This is a genomic window from Kitasatospora sp. NPDC048365, assembly GCF_043200835.1.
In the GTDB taxonomy this organism is placed as follows: Bacteria; Actinomycetota; Actinomycetes; order Streptomycetales; family Streptomycetaceae; genus Kitasatospora; species Kitasatospora terrestris.
This window is the reverse complement of record NZ_JBICYJ010000003.1, coordinates 54,403-69,536: the sequence shown is the minus strand read 5'-3', so window position 1 is coordinate 69,536 and position 15,134 is coordinate 54,403. Positions and strand designations below refer to the sequence as shown.

At 74.5% G+C, this 15,134-nt stretch carries 11 protein-coding genes; 8 read left to right on the top strand and 3 right to left on the bottom strand.

The window, feature by feature from the left end:
• Positions 1-121 precede the first annotated feature (121 nt).
• A complete protein-coding gene (locus ACGFX4_RS03580) occupies positions 122-289 on the bottom strand; it encodes a hypothetical protein (RefSeq protein WP_345700858.1) in 168 nt (55 codons plus the stop codon).
• A 149-nt stretch (positions 290-438) separates the two neighbouring features.
• Here ACGFX4_RS03580 and ACGFX4_RS03575 point away from each other — a divergent pair, with 149 nt between their 5' ends.
• The 6 genes from ACGFX4_RS03575 (at position 439) to ACGFX4_RS03550 (ending at position 10,354) form a co-directional block, all read left to right on the top strand.
• Positions 439-849, top strand: a complete 411-nt coding sequence (locus ACGFX4_RS03575; protein WP_393069889.1) for an NTP pyrophosphohydrolase — start codon at positions 439-441, stop codon at positions 847-849.
• A gap of 154 nt (positions 850-1,003) precedes the next feature.
• Entirely contained in the window at positions 1,004-2,242 is a 1,239-nt protein-coding gene (locus ACGFX4_RS03570; RefSeq protein ID WP_393069887.1) for a cytochrome P450, read from the top strand.
• Positions 2,243-2,414: 172 nt separating this feature from the next.
• On the top strand, positions 2,415-4,391 hold the full coding sequence (locus tag ACGFX4_RS03565) for a hypothetical protein (protein WP_393069885.1): 1,977 nt from the start codon (positions 2,415-2,417) through the stop codon (positions 4,389-4,391).
• Complete coding sequence (locus ACGFX4_RS03560) at positions 4,388-5,419, top strand: AAA family ATPase (protein ID WP_393069884.1); 1,032 nt, start codon at positions 4,388-4,390, stop codon at positions 5,417-5,419. Before ACGFX4_RS03565 ends, ACGFX4_RS03560 begins: the two co-directional genes overlap by 4 nt.
• Positions 5,416-9,345, top strand: coding sequence for an SAV_2336 N-terminal domain-related protein (locus ACGFX4_RS03555; RefSeq protein ID WP_393069882.1), 3,930 nt, complete (start codon positions 5,416-5,418; stop codon positions 9,343-9,345). Before ACGFX4_RS03560 ends, ACGFX4_RS03555 begins: the two co-directional genes overlap by 4 nt.
• Before the next feature lie 172 nt (positions 9,346-9,517).
• Positions 9,518-10,354: a lysozyme gene (locus ACGFX4_RS03550; protein WP_393069880.1), complete on the top strand. Its 837-nt coding sequence runs from the start codon at positions 9,518-9,520 to the stop codon at positions 10,352-10,354.
• Here the strand turns inward: ACGFX4_RS03550 and ACGFX4_RS03545 are convergent.
• Complete coding sequence (locus tag ACGFX4_RS03545) at positions 10,306-10,836, bottom strand: formyltransferase family protein (RefSeq protein ID WP_393069878.1); 531 nt, start codon at positions 10,834-10,836, stop codon at positions 10,306-10,308. The genes ACGFX4_RS03550 and ACGFX4_RS03545 overlap by 49 nt on opposite strands.
• Before the next feature lie 278 nt (positions 10,837-11,114).
• On the opposite strand from ACGFX4_RS03545, the gene katG reads away from it, so the two are divergent.
• A complete protein-coding gene (gene katG, locus ACGFX4_RS03540; protein WP_393069877.1) occupies positions 11,115-13,325 on the top strand; it encodes a catalase/peroxidase HPI in 2,211 nt (736 codons plus the stop codon).
• Between the two features lie 73 nt (positions 13,326-13,398).
• On the opposite strand, the gene ACGFX4_RS03535 is transcribed toward katG, so the two are convergent.
• The gene (locus tag ACGFX4_RS03535) at positions 13,399-13,824 is read right to left on the bottom strand and encodes a DUF4440 domain-containing protein (RefSeq protein WP_393069875.1); all 426 of its coding nucleotides are present in this window, start codon (positions 13,822-13,824) and stop codon (positions 13,399-13,401) included.
• Between the two features lie 69 nt (positions 13,825-13,893).
• Between ACGFX4_RS03535 and ACGFX4_RS03530 the strand changes: the two genes are divergently transcribed.
• A complete protein-coding gene (locus tag ACGFX4_RS03530) occupies positions 13,894-15,132 on the top strand; it encodes a glycosyltransferase (RefSeq protein WP_393069874.1) in 1,239 nt (412 codons plus the stop codon).
• Positions 15,133-15,134 lie beyond the last annotated feature (2 nt).

Sequence of the window (15,134 nt, the reverse complement as noted above, 5' to 3'; positions counted from 1 at the left end):
TGGGCGGACGGAGCGGCCTGCGGGCGCGGGGCCCGGGGCCCGGCGGTCGGACGGGACCGCCGGGCCCGGTGCGGCGGGCTTCAGCACCCGCGACGGACCGTCGACGAGCGACGGCGGCGGGTCAGCAGTAGCAGGTGCTCGGCACGCAGGAGCTGCAGGTCAGGCTGCAACCGAAGCTGGTGAAGCCGGCCTCGGCGCCGGTCTCCGTCACCTCGATGCGCACGTCGAGGTCGAAGAGCTCGTCGAGCTGGGCCGCGTCGACGTCGACGGGGAGGGTCGCGGTGGGCATGGTGCCTCCTGGGGCTCGGTAGGGATGGACGAACGGTTCCTTCGCACGTGCGCGGTCCCACTGTTCCCGGTCGCCCTCGAACCGATCTGCAGATCCCCTGGAGCGCCGCCGGAGCACTCCCCCGCACCGGGCGTGACAGGCTTGGGCCCATGGACACGGACGTGCAGCCGCCCCTCCCCCTGCTGGTCGTGGACGCCGCCAACGTGGTGGGCTCGGTGCCGGACGGCTGGTGGCGCGACCGCCGGGGCGCGGCGGAGCGGCTGCGCGACGCGCTGGTCCCGGTGGCCGCCGACGGGCTGCCCGGCGGGCCGTGGGCCGGGCCGCTGGAGGTGGTCCTGGTGGTGGAGGGCGCCGCCAGGGCGGTGGAACCGGTGCCCGCCGTACGGGTGGTGGCAGCGAGCGGCTCGGGCGACGACCGGATCGTCGAGCTGGTCGCCGGGGCGCTGGCCGAGGCGCCCGGCCGCGCCTGCCTGGTGGTCACCGCCGACCGCGAACTCCGCTCCCGCGTCACCGCCCTGGGCGCCGAGGTCACCGGCCCACGCACCGTCCGCCCGGCCTGACCGACTATCCCCCGCCGGGCCGACCCCCGCCCACAGGCCGGGAATCGCAGGCGTGTTCGGAATTCCGCGCCCGCCGCTCCGACCGTACGGGTACAGTCCGATCCAGGCGGGCCGACCTCCCGAGGCCCGATTCACCTCCCAGGAAGGCCTCTTGATGGACACTCAGCGCTGCCCGTTCCGGATCGACCCGGCCGGTGCGGACGTGCAGGGCGAGGGCGCCGCGCTGCGTGCGCTCGGCCCGGCGACGCCGGTCGAGCTGCCCGGCGGCCTGCGGGCGTGGTCAGTGACGGACCCGGGCCTGATCAAACGGCTGCTGACCGATCCGCGGGTGTCCAAGGACGCCCACCAGCACTGGCCGGCGTACGTCGACGGGGAGATAGCCGAGGACTGGCCGCTGCGGATCTGGGTGGACGTCCGCAACGCGCTGACCGCGTACGGCAGCGAGCACACCCGGCTGCGCCGGCTGATCGGCCCGGCCTTCACCGCCCGCCGGGTCCGCGCGCTCGCCCCGGCGATCGAGCGGATCACCGCCGAGCTGGTCGACCGGCTCGCCGAGGAGCCGGCCGGGACGCCCGTCGACCTGCACGCCCGCTTCACCTGGGTGCTGCCGCTGATGGTGGTCAACACCCTGCTCGGCGTGCCGGAAGACCTGCACGACGCGTTCCGCAACACCGTCGGCAGCCTGTTCGACACCGACGCCGGCGCCGAGCAGGCCGTGCTCAACGCGCAGGCGGTGTACGCGCTGCTGGCCCGCCTGGTCGAGACCAAGCGGCAGGAGCCCGGCGAGGACGTCACCAGCGCGCTCATCCAGGCGCACGACGACGAGACCGGCACCGGCCTGTCCGAGCAGGAGCTGCTGGACTCCATCCTGCTGCTGATCGGCGCGGGCCACGAGACCACCGTCAACCTGCTCGACCACGCCGTGGTCAACCTGACCGCGCACCCGGAGCAGTTGGAGGCGGTCCGCAAGGACCCGGCCCGCTGGGTGGACGCGATCGAGGAGACCCTGCGCCACCAGGCGCCGGTCGCCAGCATCATCCCGCGCTTCGCCGTCGAGGACCTGCACGACGAGGAGACCGGCATCACCTTTCCGCGCGGCGAGATGCTGGTCGTCAACTTCGCTGCGGCCGGCCGCGATCCCGGCCTGCACGGCGAGAGCGCCGACCGCTTCGACCTCGACCGCGAGACCCGCCGCGACCACCTCTCCTTCGGCCACGGCACCCACTACTGCCTGGGCGCCGAACTCGCCCGCCTGGAGGCCCGGATCGCGCTCGCCGCGCTCTTCGACCGTTTCCCCCGGCTCACCCTGGCCGTCCCGCCGGCCGAGCTGCGCCCGCTGGAGTCCTTCATCTCCAACGGCCACCGGGAGCTGCCGGTCCTGCTCCGCCCCTGAGACCGGGCCACCGTCCGGCCGTAGGCCCAACGGCCGGACGGGACACCCGGTTTCACCCACGAGCCGGCGTTCCGGCTCCTACCATGGCCTCCAGCGAGTCGTCGGCAGGAGGGGGCACCGTGCAGCAGGAGCTGCTCCGGCGGGAACGGCCGGACGGCCGGACCGCCACCGCGTGAGCGCCGCCCACCGAGGCCGCTCCTCGCCCTCCCTCGATCCGCTGCCCGCGCTCGCCAGGCTGCTGGAGCAGTGCCGGGTCACGGTGGAGGGCCGGACCACCGGCAGCGGCTTCCTGGTCGCGCCCGGGTTCGTCCTGTCCTCCGCGCACGTCACCGGGACCGACCCCGCCCGCCCGCTCACCGTCGTGCACGCCGGCGTCGCCCACCGGGCCTCGCTGCTCGCCGCCTCCGCCGCGCCGCCCCGGCCGGGCGAGGCCCACCCGTTCCCCGACCTCGCCGTCCTGGAGCTCACCACCCGGCCGCCGCACCATCCCTGCGTCTGGCTCGACACCGAACTGCCGTCCTCCGGAACCACGTTGACGGTCGCCGGCCGGGTCGACCCGGTCACCGCCGGTCGCACCGCCGAGTTTCGCCATGACGGCCGCACCGATCCCCCCGGCGGGCCGTTGCTCGAACTGCTCGGCGCCGGGATCGACGCGGCGCACTCCGGCGGTCCGGTGCTCAGCCACCGTTCCGGCGGCGTGTGCGCGGTCGTCGGCGCCACCCGGCGGGCGGGCACCCCTCAGGGCGGCCACGCGGTGCCGGTGGCCGCCCTGAGGCTGCTGGATCCGCGGGTGTACCGGCTGGTCCTCGCCGCGCACGACACCTTCCACCTGACCGACCACCGCTGGCGCGGGCTCGCGGACCGGCTGGCCGACCGGCACGACGACACCGAGTGGGAGCTGCGCGCCGCCGACCGCCGCTTCCTGGCCCTGCTCGCCGAGCTGACCGCCCCCGGCGTTCCCGCCCCGGACGGCGACCGCGCCGCGCGCCCCGCCGGCCACACCGGCGCCTTCCTGGCCGCCGCCGCTCCGGGCACGCCCCCGCCGCGGTACCCGCTGCTCGCGCACCGCGACGTGTACCTGGAACTGGCCGCGCACGAGCCGGCCGCCGAGGACGAGCTCCCCCACGAACTGGCCTACTGCGCCGACCTGGTGCGCACCCTGCCCGCGAGCGACCCGCGCACCCTGCGGCTGCGCGACGAACTGCTGCTCCGTGCCGGGCAGCTCGGGCTCGGCGAGCAGGTCCGCGGCCGCCTCGCCGACCCGGCCGAACAGCCGCCCCGCCCGTCGGTGATCGGCCGGATCCGGCACTCGGTCCGCGACCACGAGCAGTACCACGTGATGGTGTGGCGGTTCCGGGCGGCCGGGGACATCGTCCCGGCCGGTCCCGAGTCCCCGGCCGTTCCGCTCCCGGAGGCCCTGCAGTGGCTCCGCACCCTGCTCCCCGCCCAGTTGGAGGCGCTCGACACCACCGACCGCGATCCCCTGGTCGAACTGATCCTGCCCCGCGAAGCCCTCGACGAGGACTTCGCCGGCTGGCAGCCGTGGCCCGGACTGGAGTGGTGGACGCTGGGCCGCAAGCACCAGTTGGTGGTCCGTCCGCTGGAGCGGCACGAGGAACCCCGGTTCTACGACGCCTGGCAGCGCCGGTGGGGGAAGCTCGCGGGGCAGGCGGTCGGCGAAGCGCTGGTCTGCGTCTGCGGCCGCGACCTGCAGCGCCAGACCACGCTGGACGCCGCCTTCAACACCAACCCCGAGTTGACCGCGCTCGCCCTGGCCGGATCGCCCCGCTCCGGTCCGGTCGCCCAGGCCTACCGGGTAGCACTGGCCTCCGGCGTCCCCGTGATGCTGTGGCAGCGCGGCGCCGAGCCGGCCCCGCTGGACTGCGGCCGCAGCTGCGGCGCACCGGGCCTGAGCGACTGCCCGGACGGCCGGTTCCTGCACCAGGCGCGCGCCGCACTCGCCGACACCCACCGCGACGCGGTGCCCCACCGGGTCTGCCAGCTGCGCAACGAGGCGGAACTCCACGGCACTTCCGACGAACCCGTGGGCGAACGGGTGGTCCTGCTCTGGGACGACCCCGCCCGACAGATCCCCCGCACCAGGCTCACCCCGGCCGGCGGCCGCGCGGAGGAAGGACGACAGCGATGACCCACTGGCGGATCTACCGGGGCGCGGACCAGCCCCACGACCGGATCTCGGAACTGCCCGCCCCGCCGCCATGGCGCCGCTTCGACGACGGCGCGGACGACACGGTCGCCGTGGTCGACCGGGACGCCACCGGCAGCGGCCGGCGCCGGCTGCCCTCCGGCGCCGCGTACCGGGCGGACGAGCGCACCGTCGACGCCGTCAACACCGCGCTCTACCTGCGCCGCCCGCTGCTGGTCACCGGCGACCCCGGCGTCGGCAAGTCGACCCTGGCCGACGCCGTCGCCCGCGAACTGCGCCTCGGCCCGGTGCTGCGCTGGTCCATCAACAGCCGTACCGCACTCCGCGACGGCCTCTACCGCTACGACTCGCTCGGCCGGCTGGAGGATGCCGGGCTGGCCCGTCACCAGCTCGACGCCGGCGTACCCGCCGCCCCGGCCGACCTCGGGCGCTACGTCAGCCTCGGCCCGCTCGGCACCGCCCTTGCACCGTACTCCCTGCCCAGGGTGCTGCTGATCGACGAGATCGACAAGAGCGACCTCGACCTGCCCAACGACCTGCTCGACGTGTTCGAGGAGGGCGGGTTCGAGATCCCCGAACTCACCCGCGCGGCCGATCAGCAGCCAACGGTCGCGGTCCGCCCGTTCGACGGCGGGCCCGCCATCCCCGTCACCCGGGGCGCGGTCCAGTGCCGGCACTTCCCGTTCGTCATCCTCACCAGCAACGGCGAACGCGAGTTCCCACCGGCCTTCCTGCGCCGCTGCATCCGCCTCCACCTGCCCTCCGCGCACGAGGACCGCGACCGGCTGCGGGCCATCGTCGAAGCCCACCTGCCCGGCGCGGACGCCGCCGCCGAGACCGCTATCGACGCGTTCCTCTCCCGCGCCGCCACCGGCGAACTCGCCACCGACCAGCTCCTGAACGCCGTCTACCTGCTCACGCCGCCCACCGGCGACGGCGTACCCGACCCCGAACGCCTGGTCCGGCTGGTGATGCAGCACCTCAACACGACCGCCACGGACACAATGTGACGCCGCATCCGCCGGACCAGTCGCATCCGCCCGACCGGCCGGATCCGGGCGCCCCACCGGACGCTGTCAACCGGCTCGCCGGGCTGCTGCGCGCCCTCGCCGACGACGGCCCCGCGCCCACACCCCGCGAGGTCGCCGAACTGATCTGGCTCGGCTCCCTGGTCGGCGGCATCCCGCCACGCCCGCCGGACGGCGACGGGCCGACAGCGGCGATGCCCCCGGCCGCCGCACCCGACCCGCCCGGCCCCGCGCCGGCCGAGCCCGGCCCGGCCTCCTCACCCGACCCGGCACCGCGCCCCGACCAGCCCCACCTCTACCTCCCCACCGGCTCCGGGACCGCCCCCGGCGCCCACCGCGCCGCACCCGTCCGGCTCGGCACCGCGGCCGTCCTCCCCCGGCACCGCGCGCTCGCCCGCGCCCTGCGTCCGCTGAGGGGCCCGGTGCCCTCGCCGAGCCGCTCCGTGCTGGACGAGGACGCCACCGCCGAGCGCCTCGCCCACGACCCCCGCTGGTGGCCGGTGCTCGTCCCGGCCGCCGAGCGGCGACTGGACGTCAACCTGGTCGTCGACGCCCACGGCGACAGCGCCGAGCTCTGGGAGCCGCTCAGCCGCGAACTCCTCGCCGTGCTCGCCCGCTCCGGGGTGTTCCGGGACGTCCGGCACCACCGCCTCACCGACCACGACGGCGTCCCCGTCCTCACCACCGGCGGACGCTCCGCACCGGGCCGGGCCGCCGCCCTCGGCCCCGCGGACGGGCGCACCGCCACCCTGGTCCTCACCGACGGCGTCCACCCCGCCTGGGGCGGCCCCGCCCTGCGCGCCGCCCTCCACCGCTGGGCCTGCGCAGGACCCACCGCGCTGCTGCAGACCCTGCCGGAACGCCTGTGGCCGCAGACCGCGCTCGCCCCCGAACCGGGACGCTTCCGCACCGTGCCGGGCGGCTCCCACCCGCACTTCACCCCGTACGCCTTCGCCCCGGCTCCCGGCTCCGCCGCCGCCGTCCCGGTCCCGGTCCTCGGCCTCACCCCCGACTGGCTCGCGCCCTGGGCCCGGGCCGTCGCCGCACCCGCCGGCTTCGACGCCGCGGCGGTCCTGCTGGCGCCCGGCACGCCCGCGCCCGCCGACCCGGCGCCGCCGCACCGCACGGTCACCTTCGAGGAGTTCCTCGCCCAGGCGCAGCCTCGGGTGTTCCGCCTCGCCGCGTACCTCGCCGTCGCCCCGCTCAACCTCGCCGTGATGCGGCTGGTGCAGTCCGTCCTGCTGCCCGACAGCCCGCCCTCCGACCTGGCCGAGATCGTCTTCAGCGGCATCCTGCACACCGCCGACCAGCAGCCGGCCGAACCCCTCTCCCGGGCCTACGAGTTCGCTCCCGGCATTCGCGAGCGGCTGGTCGCCACCCTGCGCCGCGACGAGGCGGACCAGGTGGTCACGCTGGTCTCCGCCCACCTGGAGTCCCACCCGGCCGGCCCCCGCTTCACCGCGGCGCTCACCGACCCCTCCGGCCCGCTCCCCCTCCCCGGCACCGCCCGCCCCTGGGCCTACGCCCCCCGCCGACGCCGCCGCACCGCCCCCGCGCGCCCGCTCCCCACGGGCCGCCACTTCCTCCTCACGGCCGCCGATGCCGACGCCCAGGGAACCGCCGAAGCCGTCCGCGCGTCCTTCAACCGCGCCGGCTACCTCACCGACGCCATACCGGCGCAGGATCCGATCAGCTGGTTGCAGGACTGGACAGAGCGGACCGACCTCCGCGCGACCGACCTGGTGACGGTGTACGTGGCCGACGGCTCCCGGGCCGACGCCGTCCTGTCCCTGGCCCGGCAGGCACCCGTCGCCTACGCGGGCGCCGATCTGCCCCACGAGCGCATGCACCCGGTGTTCGAGGCCGCGGGCGGGGTGGTGTACTTCGTCGACGCCCCGCTCAACAACCCTGCCCCGCACGGCGTCCACCCGAGGACCATGCTCGTCCATCGGCCTTCGACCGGGGCCCCGGAGACCTCGCAACCCTCGCCTCCCTCCATCGCGGCGGCCCTCGTCGCGGAACTCCCGGTCGCCGCGGCCGACTTCCCGGCCGTCAGAGTCAGAGACTTCCTCGACCGGCTGACCCGAAGCGTGGCCGACCGGGACGGGGTCGTGCTGCACCGGCTCTGGGTACCCCCGGCCCTCACGCTGCCGTTCTTCCCCCCGCCGCGTCCCGCCTCGGCCGCCACCAGCGCAGCGTACGCGGACGCCCAGTTCAGGGTGCTCGACCAGCTGTCCGCGTGGCTGGACACCGTCGAGTCCGATCGCCGTCCACGGATCGTCACCGGGCCGCCCGGCTGCGGGAAGAGCACCGTCCTCGAACGCTTCCACCTCGCCGCCGGCGCCCTGCGGACCGTCCTGCTCAGCGCCACCGCGGCGGACGCCGAAGGACTCTGGCGTGCCCTGGCGGGCCGCCTGGTCCCGTCGGTCGACGACGTCTCGGAGATGCTCGGCGCCCTCGCCGCCCTGCCCGGCCTGACGGTGGTGATCATCGACGCGCTCGACGAGGCGTCACCGGACGAGCGGGAACGGATCGTCGACGAGTTCCTCCGGCCGCTCGCCACGGTCGGCATCCGACTGGTGATCGGCACCCGCAACGGTCGGCGCCGCCTCCTGGGCGTCGACGCGGTCCTCCTCGACCTGGGCGTCGACCACGGCGCGTTCACCCGCGCCGTCGAGGCCGGCGACCGGGCGCTGGACCGGCTCGACTTCGGTGAGGCCGAACGGTACTACGCGAACGCCCACAACACCGCCGAGACACTGGAGGACCGCTCCGCCGTCGCCACCGCACTGGCGCGGCTGGCCGACCTGGCCGGTCGCGCCGCCGCCTCGAGGCTGCCCTCCAGGAGCGAGCAACTCCGCCTGGTCGAGGGCTGTTTCACCGCCACCGCGGAGTCGGCGGACTTCCTGCTCGACCTGTCGAACGTGGTCCACAACAAGCGCTTGGGCGACCGGCACACCGGCCCCCTCGCCCGCGTCTTCCTGGTGCTGCGGGCCCTGATCGCCCGCACCGGCGACCCCACCATCGCGGTGTTCCCGGCCCTCGACGCCTCCACACCGGCCCTGCTGGGCTCCGAGGCGGCGACCTTCCGCGACTGGCTGGCCCGCGGACTGGTCGAGCCGTCCCGCCACGCGGACCAGCGCCTCGTGGAACTCACCGAGCTCCTCGGCATCCCCCTGATCAGCTCCGACCGCTTCGTCGCGTTCCACGCCGACCACCCCTGGCTGACGTACTCCTCCCACCTCCTGCTGCAGCCGGCGCTCCGCCCGAACGGCACGGTCCGCCTGGTGTCGCACACCAACCCGTCGCCCACCGCCCCCGGCCCGGCGCAGGCCGCGCCCGTTCCCAGCACGCACCTCGGCCACCTGGTCGGCCACCGCTGGCGCTGTCCCCACGACGGCTGCACGCTCTACACCGCCCGCCCGCGGCTGCCCCGGCTCTCCGGTTCGGTGCCGGTCTGCGAGATCCACGATTTCTGGCTGGTCGAGGCCGGCCCGCGCCCCCCGACCACCCTGCTGAAGCTGCTGGTCGGCGGTGTCTGCGCACTCCAGCTCACTGTCGAGCAGGGGGCCGAGACGGTTCTCGGCCGGGGCGACGCGGTCGATGTCGACCTGTCCGGCCTCGCCGGGGTCCGCAGCCAGGCGGTCAGCCGCACGCACCTCGTCCTCGCCAGCCCGGAGGGCGTCCTCACCGCCCGCTCGGTCGGCCGCAACGGCTCGCGGCTGCGCAGGGCGGACCCGGCCCGCCCAGGAAGCGCCCCCGTCCCGTGGAGCGCGCTCCCGTTCGACCGTGCGGAGCCCTTCGCCCCCGGCGACGAGATCGAGCTCGCCCCGGAGGTCGTGCTGCGCCGCTCGGGCCCCTTCTTCCCCGCCGAACTCACTGCCGCCCGGCGGGTCACCGGCGGCTGAGAACTCCCAACTCCTGCTCACAGCACCAGATATGTGTGTTCGTCACACGTTCACACTTTCAACGATGTAACGTCAACACCCTGTTGAATGTCGCGGGCATGACTATATCTTGCTGCGTACGCGGCCGACCCCGGCCGCGTCCACGTCCAGATCCACGGACTGAGGAGACGTCATGCCCGCTCCCGGCACCACCGCACTCCTGCTCCGCCGCACCGCCACCGCGGTCGCCACCTCCGCCCTGCTGCTCGGCACCGCCGCCGTGGTACCCGCGCAGGCGGCCAAGCCGACACCCGCGTTCCACCCCGAGCTCGACTACGCCGGTTCCACCGTCGCCGCCCACGAGGGAAGAGGCGCCGGCGCGCCGATCGCCGCACTGGCCGCCACCCAGACGCCCGGCATGGACGTCTCCGGCTGGCAGGGCAACGTGGCCTGGAGCACCGCCCGGGCCAACGGCGCCCGGTTCGCCTACGTGAAGGCGACCGAGGGCACCGGCTACACCAACCCGTACTTCGCCCAGCAGTACAACGGCTCGTACAACGCCGGCATGATCCGCGGCGCCTACCACTTCGCCCTCCCGGACAAGTCGAGCGGCGCCACCCAGGCGAACTACTTCGTCGACCACGGCGGCGGCTGGTCGAAGGACGGCAAGACCCTGCCGCCGGCCCTCGACATCGAGTACAACCCGTACGGCGCGACCTGCTACGGCCTGAGCCAGTCCTCGATGGTCAGCTGGATCCGCTCCTTCTCCAACACGGTGCACACCCGCACCGGCCGGTACCCGGTCATCTACACCACCACCAACTGGTGGCAGACCTGCACCGGCAACAACTCCTCCTTCGGCGCCACCAACCCGCTCTGGGTGGCCCGTTACGCGTCCTCCGTCGGCACCCTGCCGGCCGGCTGGTCCTACCAGACCATCTGGCAGTACGCCGACTCCGGCACCTTCCCGGGCGACCAGAACTACTTCAACGGCGCCTTCGACCGCGTCCAGGCCCTCGCGAACGGCTGACGCACCACCGCCGCGAGCCGCGCCACCACGGCCGGCAGCAGTTCGTGCTCGGCGGCCAACACCCGGGCGGCAAGGGCTTCCACCGTGTCGTCCGGATGCACGGGCACCTCGCGGCGCCCGATCACCGCACCCTGGTCGTACTCGCCGGCGAGGTGGTGGACGGAGGCCCCGGACACCCGGTCGCCGGCGGCGAGGACGGCGCGGTGCACGGCCTCGCCGTACATACCGGGGCCGCCGTGCCGGGGCAGCAGGGAGGGGTGGATGTTCACGGCCCGGCCCGCGTACGCGTGCAGCGTGCGCGGGCCGAGCTTCTTCAGATATCCGGCGGTCACGATCAGCTCGACCCGGTGTTCGACCAGGGTGGCGTGCAGCGCGGCGTCCAGTTCGTCGGCGTCCGGGTGCGTGCGCCCGGAGAGGTGGCGCACGGGAATGCCGTGCGCCCGCGCGTACGCGAGGCCGCCGGCGCCACTGTTGTTGCTCACCACCAGCGCCACCGCGAAGGACGCATCGGGCCTGGTGGAGGCCTGGTGGAGGCCTGGCGCAGGGCTTGCAGATCGGACCCGGCACGGGACACCGGGACGGCCGCTCGGACGGGTTCGACAGGGCTGTGCAATGTCACATGGCAAGCCTACAACGCAGACATCCTCAGGTCTGGTTCGTTTCTTGACTTGGATCTTGTCCACCGTAGGATCGGTTCCGAGGACGTCAAACAAAATCGCTTCTTCAGCACCGTGATCCGCCCAGTTCCGGAAGGATTCCCATGTCTGAGAACAACGACCCCATCGTCACCGAGGAGCCCCAGGGGGGTGGCGGCTGCCCGGTCCCGCACGGCAGGGCGCTGCATCCGACCCAGGGCGGTGGCAACCGCCAGTGGTGGCCGCAGCGGCTCAACCTGAAGATCCTCGCCAAGAACCCCGCGGTGGCGAACCCGCTCGGTGAGGGCTTCGACTACGCGGCGGCGTTCACGGCGCTGGACCTGCCCGCGGTGAAGCGGGACATCGAGACGGCGCTCACCACCTCGCAGGACTGGTGGCCCGCCGACTTCGGCCACTACGGCCCGTTCATCATCCGGATGGCCTGGCACAGCGCCGGCACCTACCGGATCAGCGACGGCCGCGGCGGCGCGGGCGCCGGACAGCAGCGCTTCGCCCCGCTGAACAGCTGGCCGGACAACGCCAACCTGGACAAGGCCCGCCGGCTGCTGTGGCCGGTGAAGAAGAAGTACGGCCAGAGCCTGTCCTGGGCGGACCTGATGATCCTGGCCGGCAACGTCGCGCTGGAGTCGATGGGCTTCGAGACCTTCGGCTTCGGCGGCGGCCGCGAGGACGTCTGGGAGCCGGAGGAGGACGTCTACTGGGGCCCGGAGACCACCTGGCTGGGCGACGAGCGCTACACCGGCGACCGCAACCTGGAGAACCCGCTCGGCGCCGTCCAGATGGGCCTGATCTACGTCAACCCGGAGGGCCCCAACGGCAATCCGGACCCGATCGCGGCGGCCCGCGACATCCGCGAGACCTTCTACCGGATGGCGATGAACGACGAGGAGACCGTCGCCCTCATCGCCGGCGGCCACACCTTCGGCAAGACCCACGGCGCCGGCCCGGCCGACAACGTGGGCGCCGACCCCGAGGACGCTCCGCTGGAGGAGCAGGGCCTCGGCTGGCGGAGCAGCTTCCGCAGCGGCAAGGGCGCGGACGCGATCACCTCCGGCCTGGAGGTCACCTGGACCACCACGCCGACCCAGTGGAGCAACAACTTCTTCCACAACCTCTTCGCGTACGAGTACGAGCTCACGCAGAGCCCGGCCGGGGCCAACCAGTGGGTGGCGAAGAACGCCGAGGCGGTCGTCCCGGACGCCTTCGACCCGACCAAGAAGCACCTGCCGACCATGCTCACCACCGACCTGTCGCTGCGCTTCGACCCGGTGTACGAGCCGATCTCCCGGCGCTTCTACGAGCACCCGGACCAGTTCGCGGACGCCTTCGCCCGCGCCTGGTACAAGCTGACGCACCGTGACATGGGCCCGGTCGTCCGCTACCTGGGCCCGGAGGTGCCCGGCGAGGAGCTGATCTGGCAGGACCCGCTGCCGGCCCGCACCGGCGAACTGCCCACCGCCGCCGACCTGGCCGCGCTCAAGCAGCAGGTGCTGGACTCCGGCCTGAGCGTCGCCCAGCTGGTCTCCACCGCCTGGGCCGCCGCCTCGTCCTTCCGCGGCAGCGACAAGCGGGGCGGCGCCAACGGCGGCCGGATCCGCCTGGAGCCGCAGCGCGCCTGGGAGGCCAACGACCCCGACCGGCTCGCCCAGGTGCTGCGCACCCTGGAGGGCGTCCAGGCGTCCTTCAACACCGGCGGCAAGCACATCTCGCTGGCCGACCTGATCGTCCTCGCGGGCAACGCGGGCGTCGAGAAGGCCGCCGCGGACGCCGGGTTCACGGTCGAGGTGCCGTTCCACGCGGGCCGCGTCGACGCCTCGCAGGAGCAGACGGACACCGAGTCCTTCGCCGCGCTGGAGCCGGCCGCGGACGGCTTCCGCAACTACCTCGGCAAGGGCACCCGCCTGCCCGCCGAGTTCCTGCTGATCGACAGGGCCAACCTGCTCACCCTGAGCGCGCCCGAGATGACCGTCCTGGTCGGCGGCCTGCGGGTGCTCGGCGCCAACCACCAGGAGTCGGCGCACGGCGTGCTCACCACCGCGCCCGGCACGCTGACGAACGACTTCTTCGTCAACCTGCTGGACCTCGGCACCACCTGGACGGCGACCTCCTCGGACGGCAGCGCGTTCGAGGGCCGCGACGCGAGCGGCGCGGTGAAGTGGACCGGCACCCGGGCCGACCTGGTGTTCGGCTCCAACTCCGAGCTGCGGGCGCTGGCCGAGGTGTACGCGAGCGACGACGCCAAGCAGAAGTTCGTGGCGGACTTCGTCGCGGCCTGGGCCAAGGTCATGGACCTGGACCGGTTCGACCTGGTCTGACGCACTCCCCCGACCGGGCCGGCCCACCACGGGCCGGCCCGGTCCGGCGTTCCCGGACCCGGGTGCGCACGGCTCAGGCGTGGTCGTGCCAGACGGCGGAGGTGATCCGCCAGCCCTCGGGGGTGCGCACGTACTGGAAGGCGATCGCCCCGCCGCCGGTGAACGGATCCCCGTCCAGGCGGCCCGACTTGGCGTACTCGGCGAAGCGCGAGGCGATCCCGCCGAACAGCTCGGTCCGCCCCCCGGTCTCCCACTCGGCGAACTCGGTGACCCGCCCGCCCGGCAGCAGCACCGCGCGCCGCGACTCGACGAACTCCTCCACGCCCCAGCACGCGTACGCGGGCGCGGTGACGACCAGCAGCCCACCCGGCACGAACAGCTCGCGCAGCATCTCCAGCGGCGGCACTCGGCCTTCCCTGCTGTCGAAGGCGGCGAAGAACGCGCCGGTCAGGGCAGTGATCTCGGCGGTGGTGTCGGCGGTGGTATCGGGTCCGGACATGCGCGCGAAGCTAGCACGACCGGCGCGGCGCACTGTCCGTCGGGCGGGCGCTCGTCGATACTGGCAGGTATGCGGGTGGCGTTGATGACGGCCGGGTCGCGGGGCGACGTGGCGCCGTTCACCGGCCTGGGGCATGCGCTGGAGCAGGCCGGCCACCGGGTCACCCTGGTCACCCACGAGCGCTTCGCCGGGCTGGCCGCCGATGCCGGGCTGGGCTTCCACGCCCTGCCGGTGGATCCGCGCGCGGTCCTGGAGTCCGGCCGCGGACAGGGCCTGCACCGCAGTGCCGGCGGTGCCGCGAAACTGGTCCGGATGCTGTCGATGGCCCGCTCGCTGGTCGGCCGGATGACCGACGACCTGCTCGCCGCCGCCCGGGAGTCCGACGCGCTGCTACTGTCCGCCTCCTTCGCGCCGCTCGGCCACGCGATCGGCACCGGCCTGGGCCTGCCCACCGTCGGCCTGAACCTCCAACCGATCGGCGCCACCGCCGTGTTCGCGCCGCCCCTGGTCACCGCCCGGTCCTGGGGGCCGCACGCCAACCGGCTCGCCGGGCAGGGCGTGAACCTCGCCCTGGAGGAGGTCTTCCGCGACGCGGTACGCGACGTCCGGCGCCGCCTCGGCCTGCCGCCGAGCGGCCCGCGGGCCTCCCGGCGGGCCCGCGAACGCCAGGACTGGCCGGTGCTGCACGGCTTCAGCCCGCTGGTGGTCCCCCGGCCGCGCGACTGGCGGCCCGGCCTGCGACTGGCCGGCTACTGGTGGCCGTACGACCCGCCGGACGCCCGACTCCCGGACGCGGTCGAGGACTTCCTCGCCTCCGGCCCGCCCCCGGTGTACGTCGGGCTGGGCAGCGCCACCGTGCCCGACCCCGAGCGGCTCAGCCGGACCGTCGTCACCGCGCTGCGCACCGCGGGCCTGCGCGGGATCGTCCAGCGCGGCTGGGCCGAACTCCACGCCGAGGGCGAGGACATGCTCACCGTGGACGAGCTGCCGCACAGCCTGCTCTTCCCGCGCACCGCCGCCGTGGTGCACCACGGCGGCGCCGGCACCACGGCCGCGACCCTGCGGGCCGGGGTGCCGTCCGTACCGGTGCCGATCCAGTTCGACGCCGCGTTCTGGGCCTCCCGCCAGGTCGCCCTCGGCGTGGCCCCCGCAGCCCTCCCGCTGCGCCGGGTGTCCCCCGGACACCTCGCCGCCGCCCTGCGCGCCGCCACCGTCGACCCCGCCTTCACCGACCGCGCCCGCACCCTCGCCGGCCGCCTGGCCGCCGAGGACTCCACCACACCGGTCCTGGCCGCCCTGCCCGGCTGAGC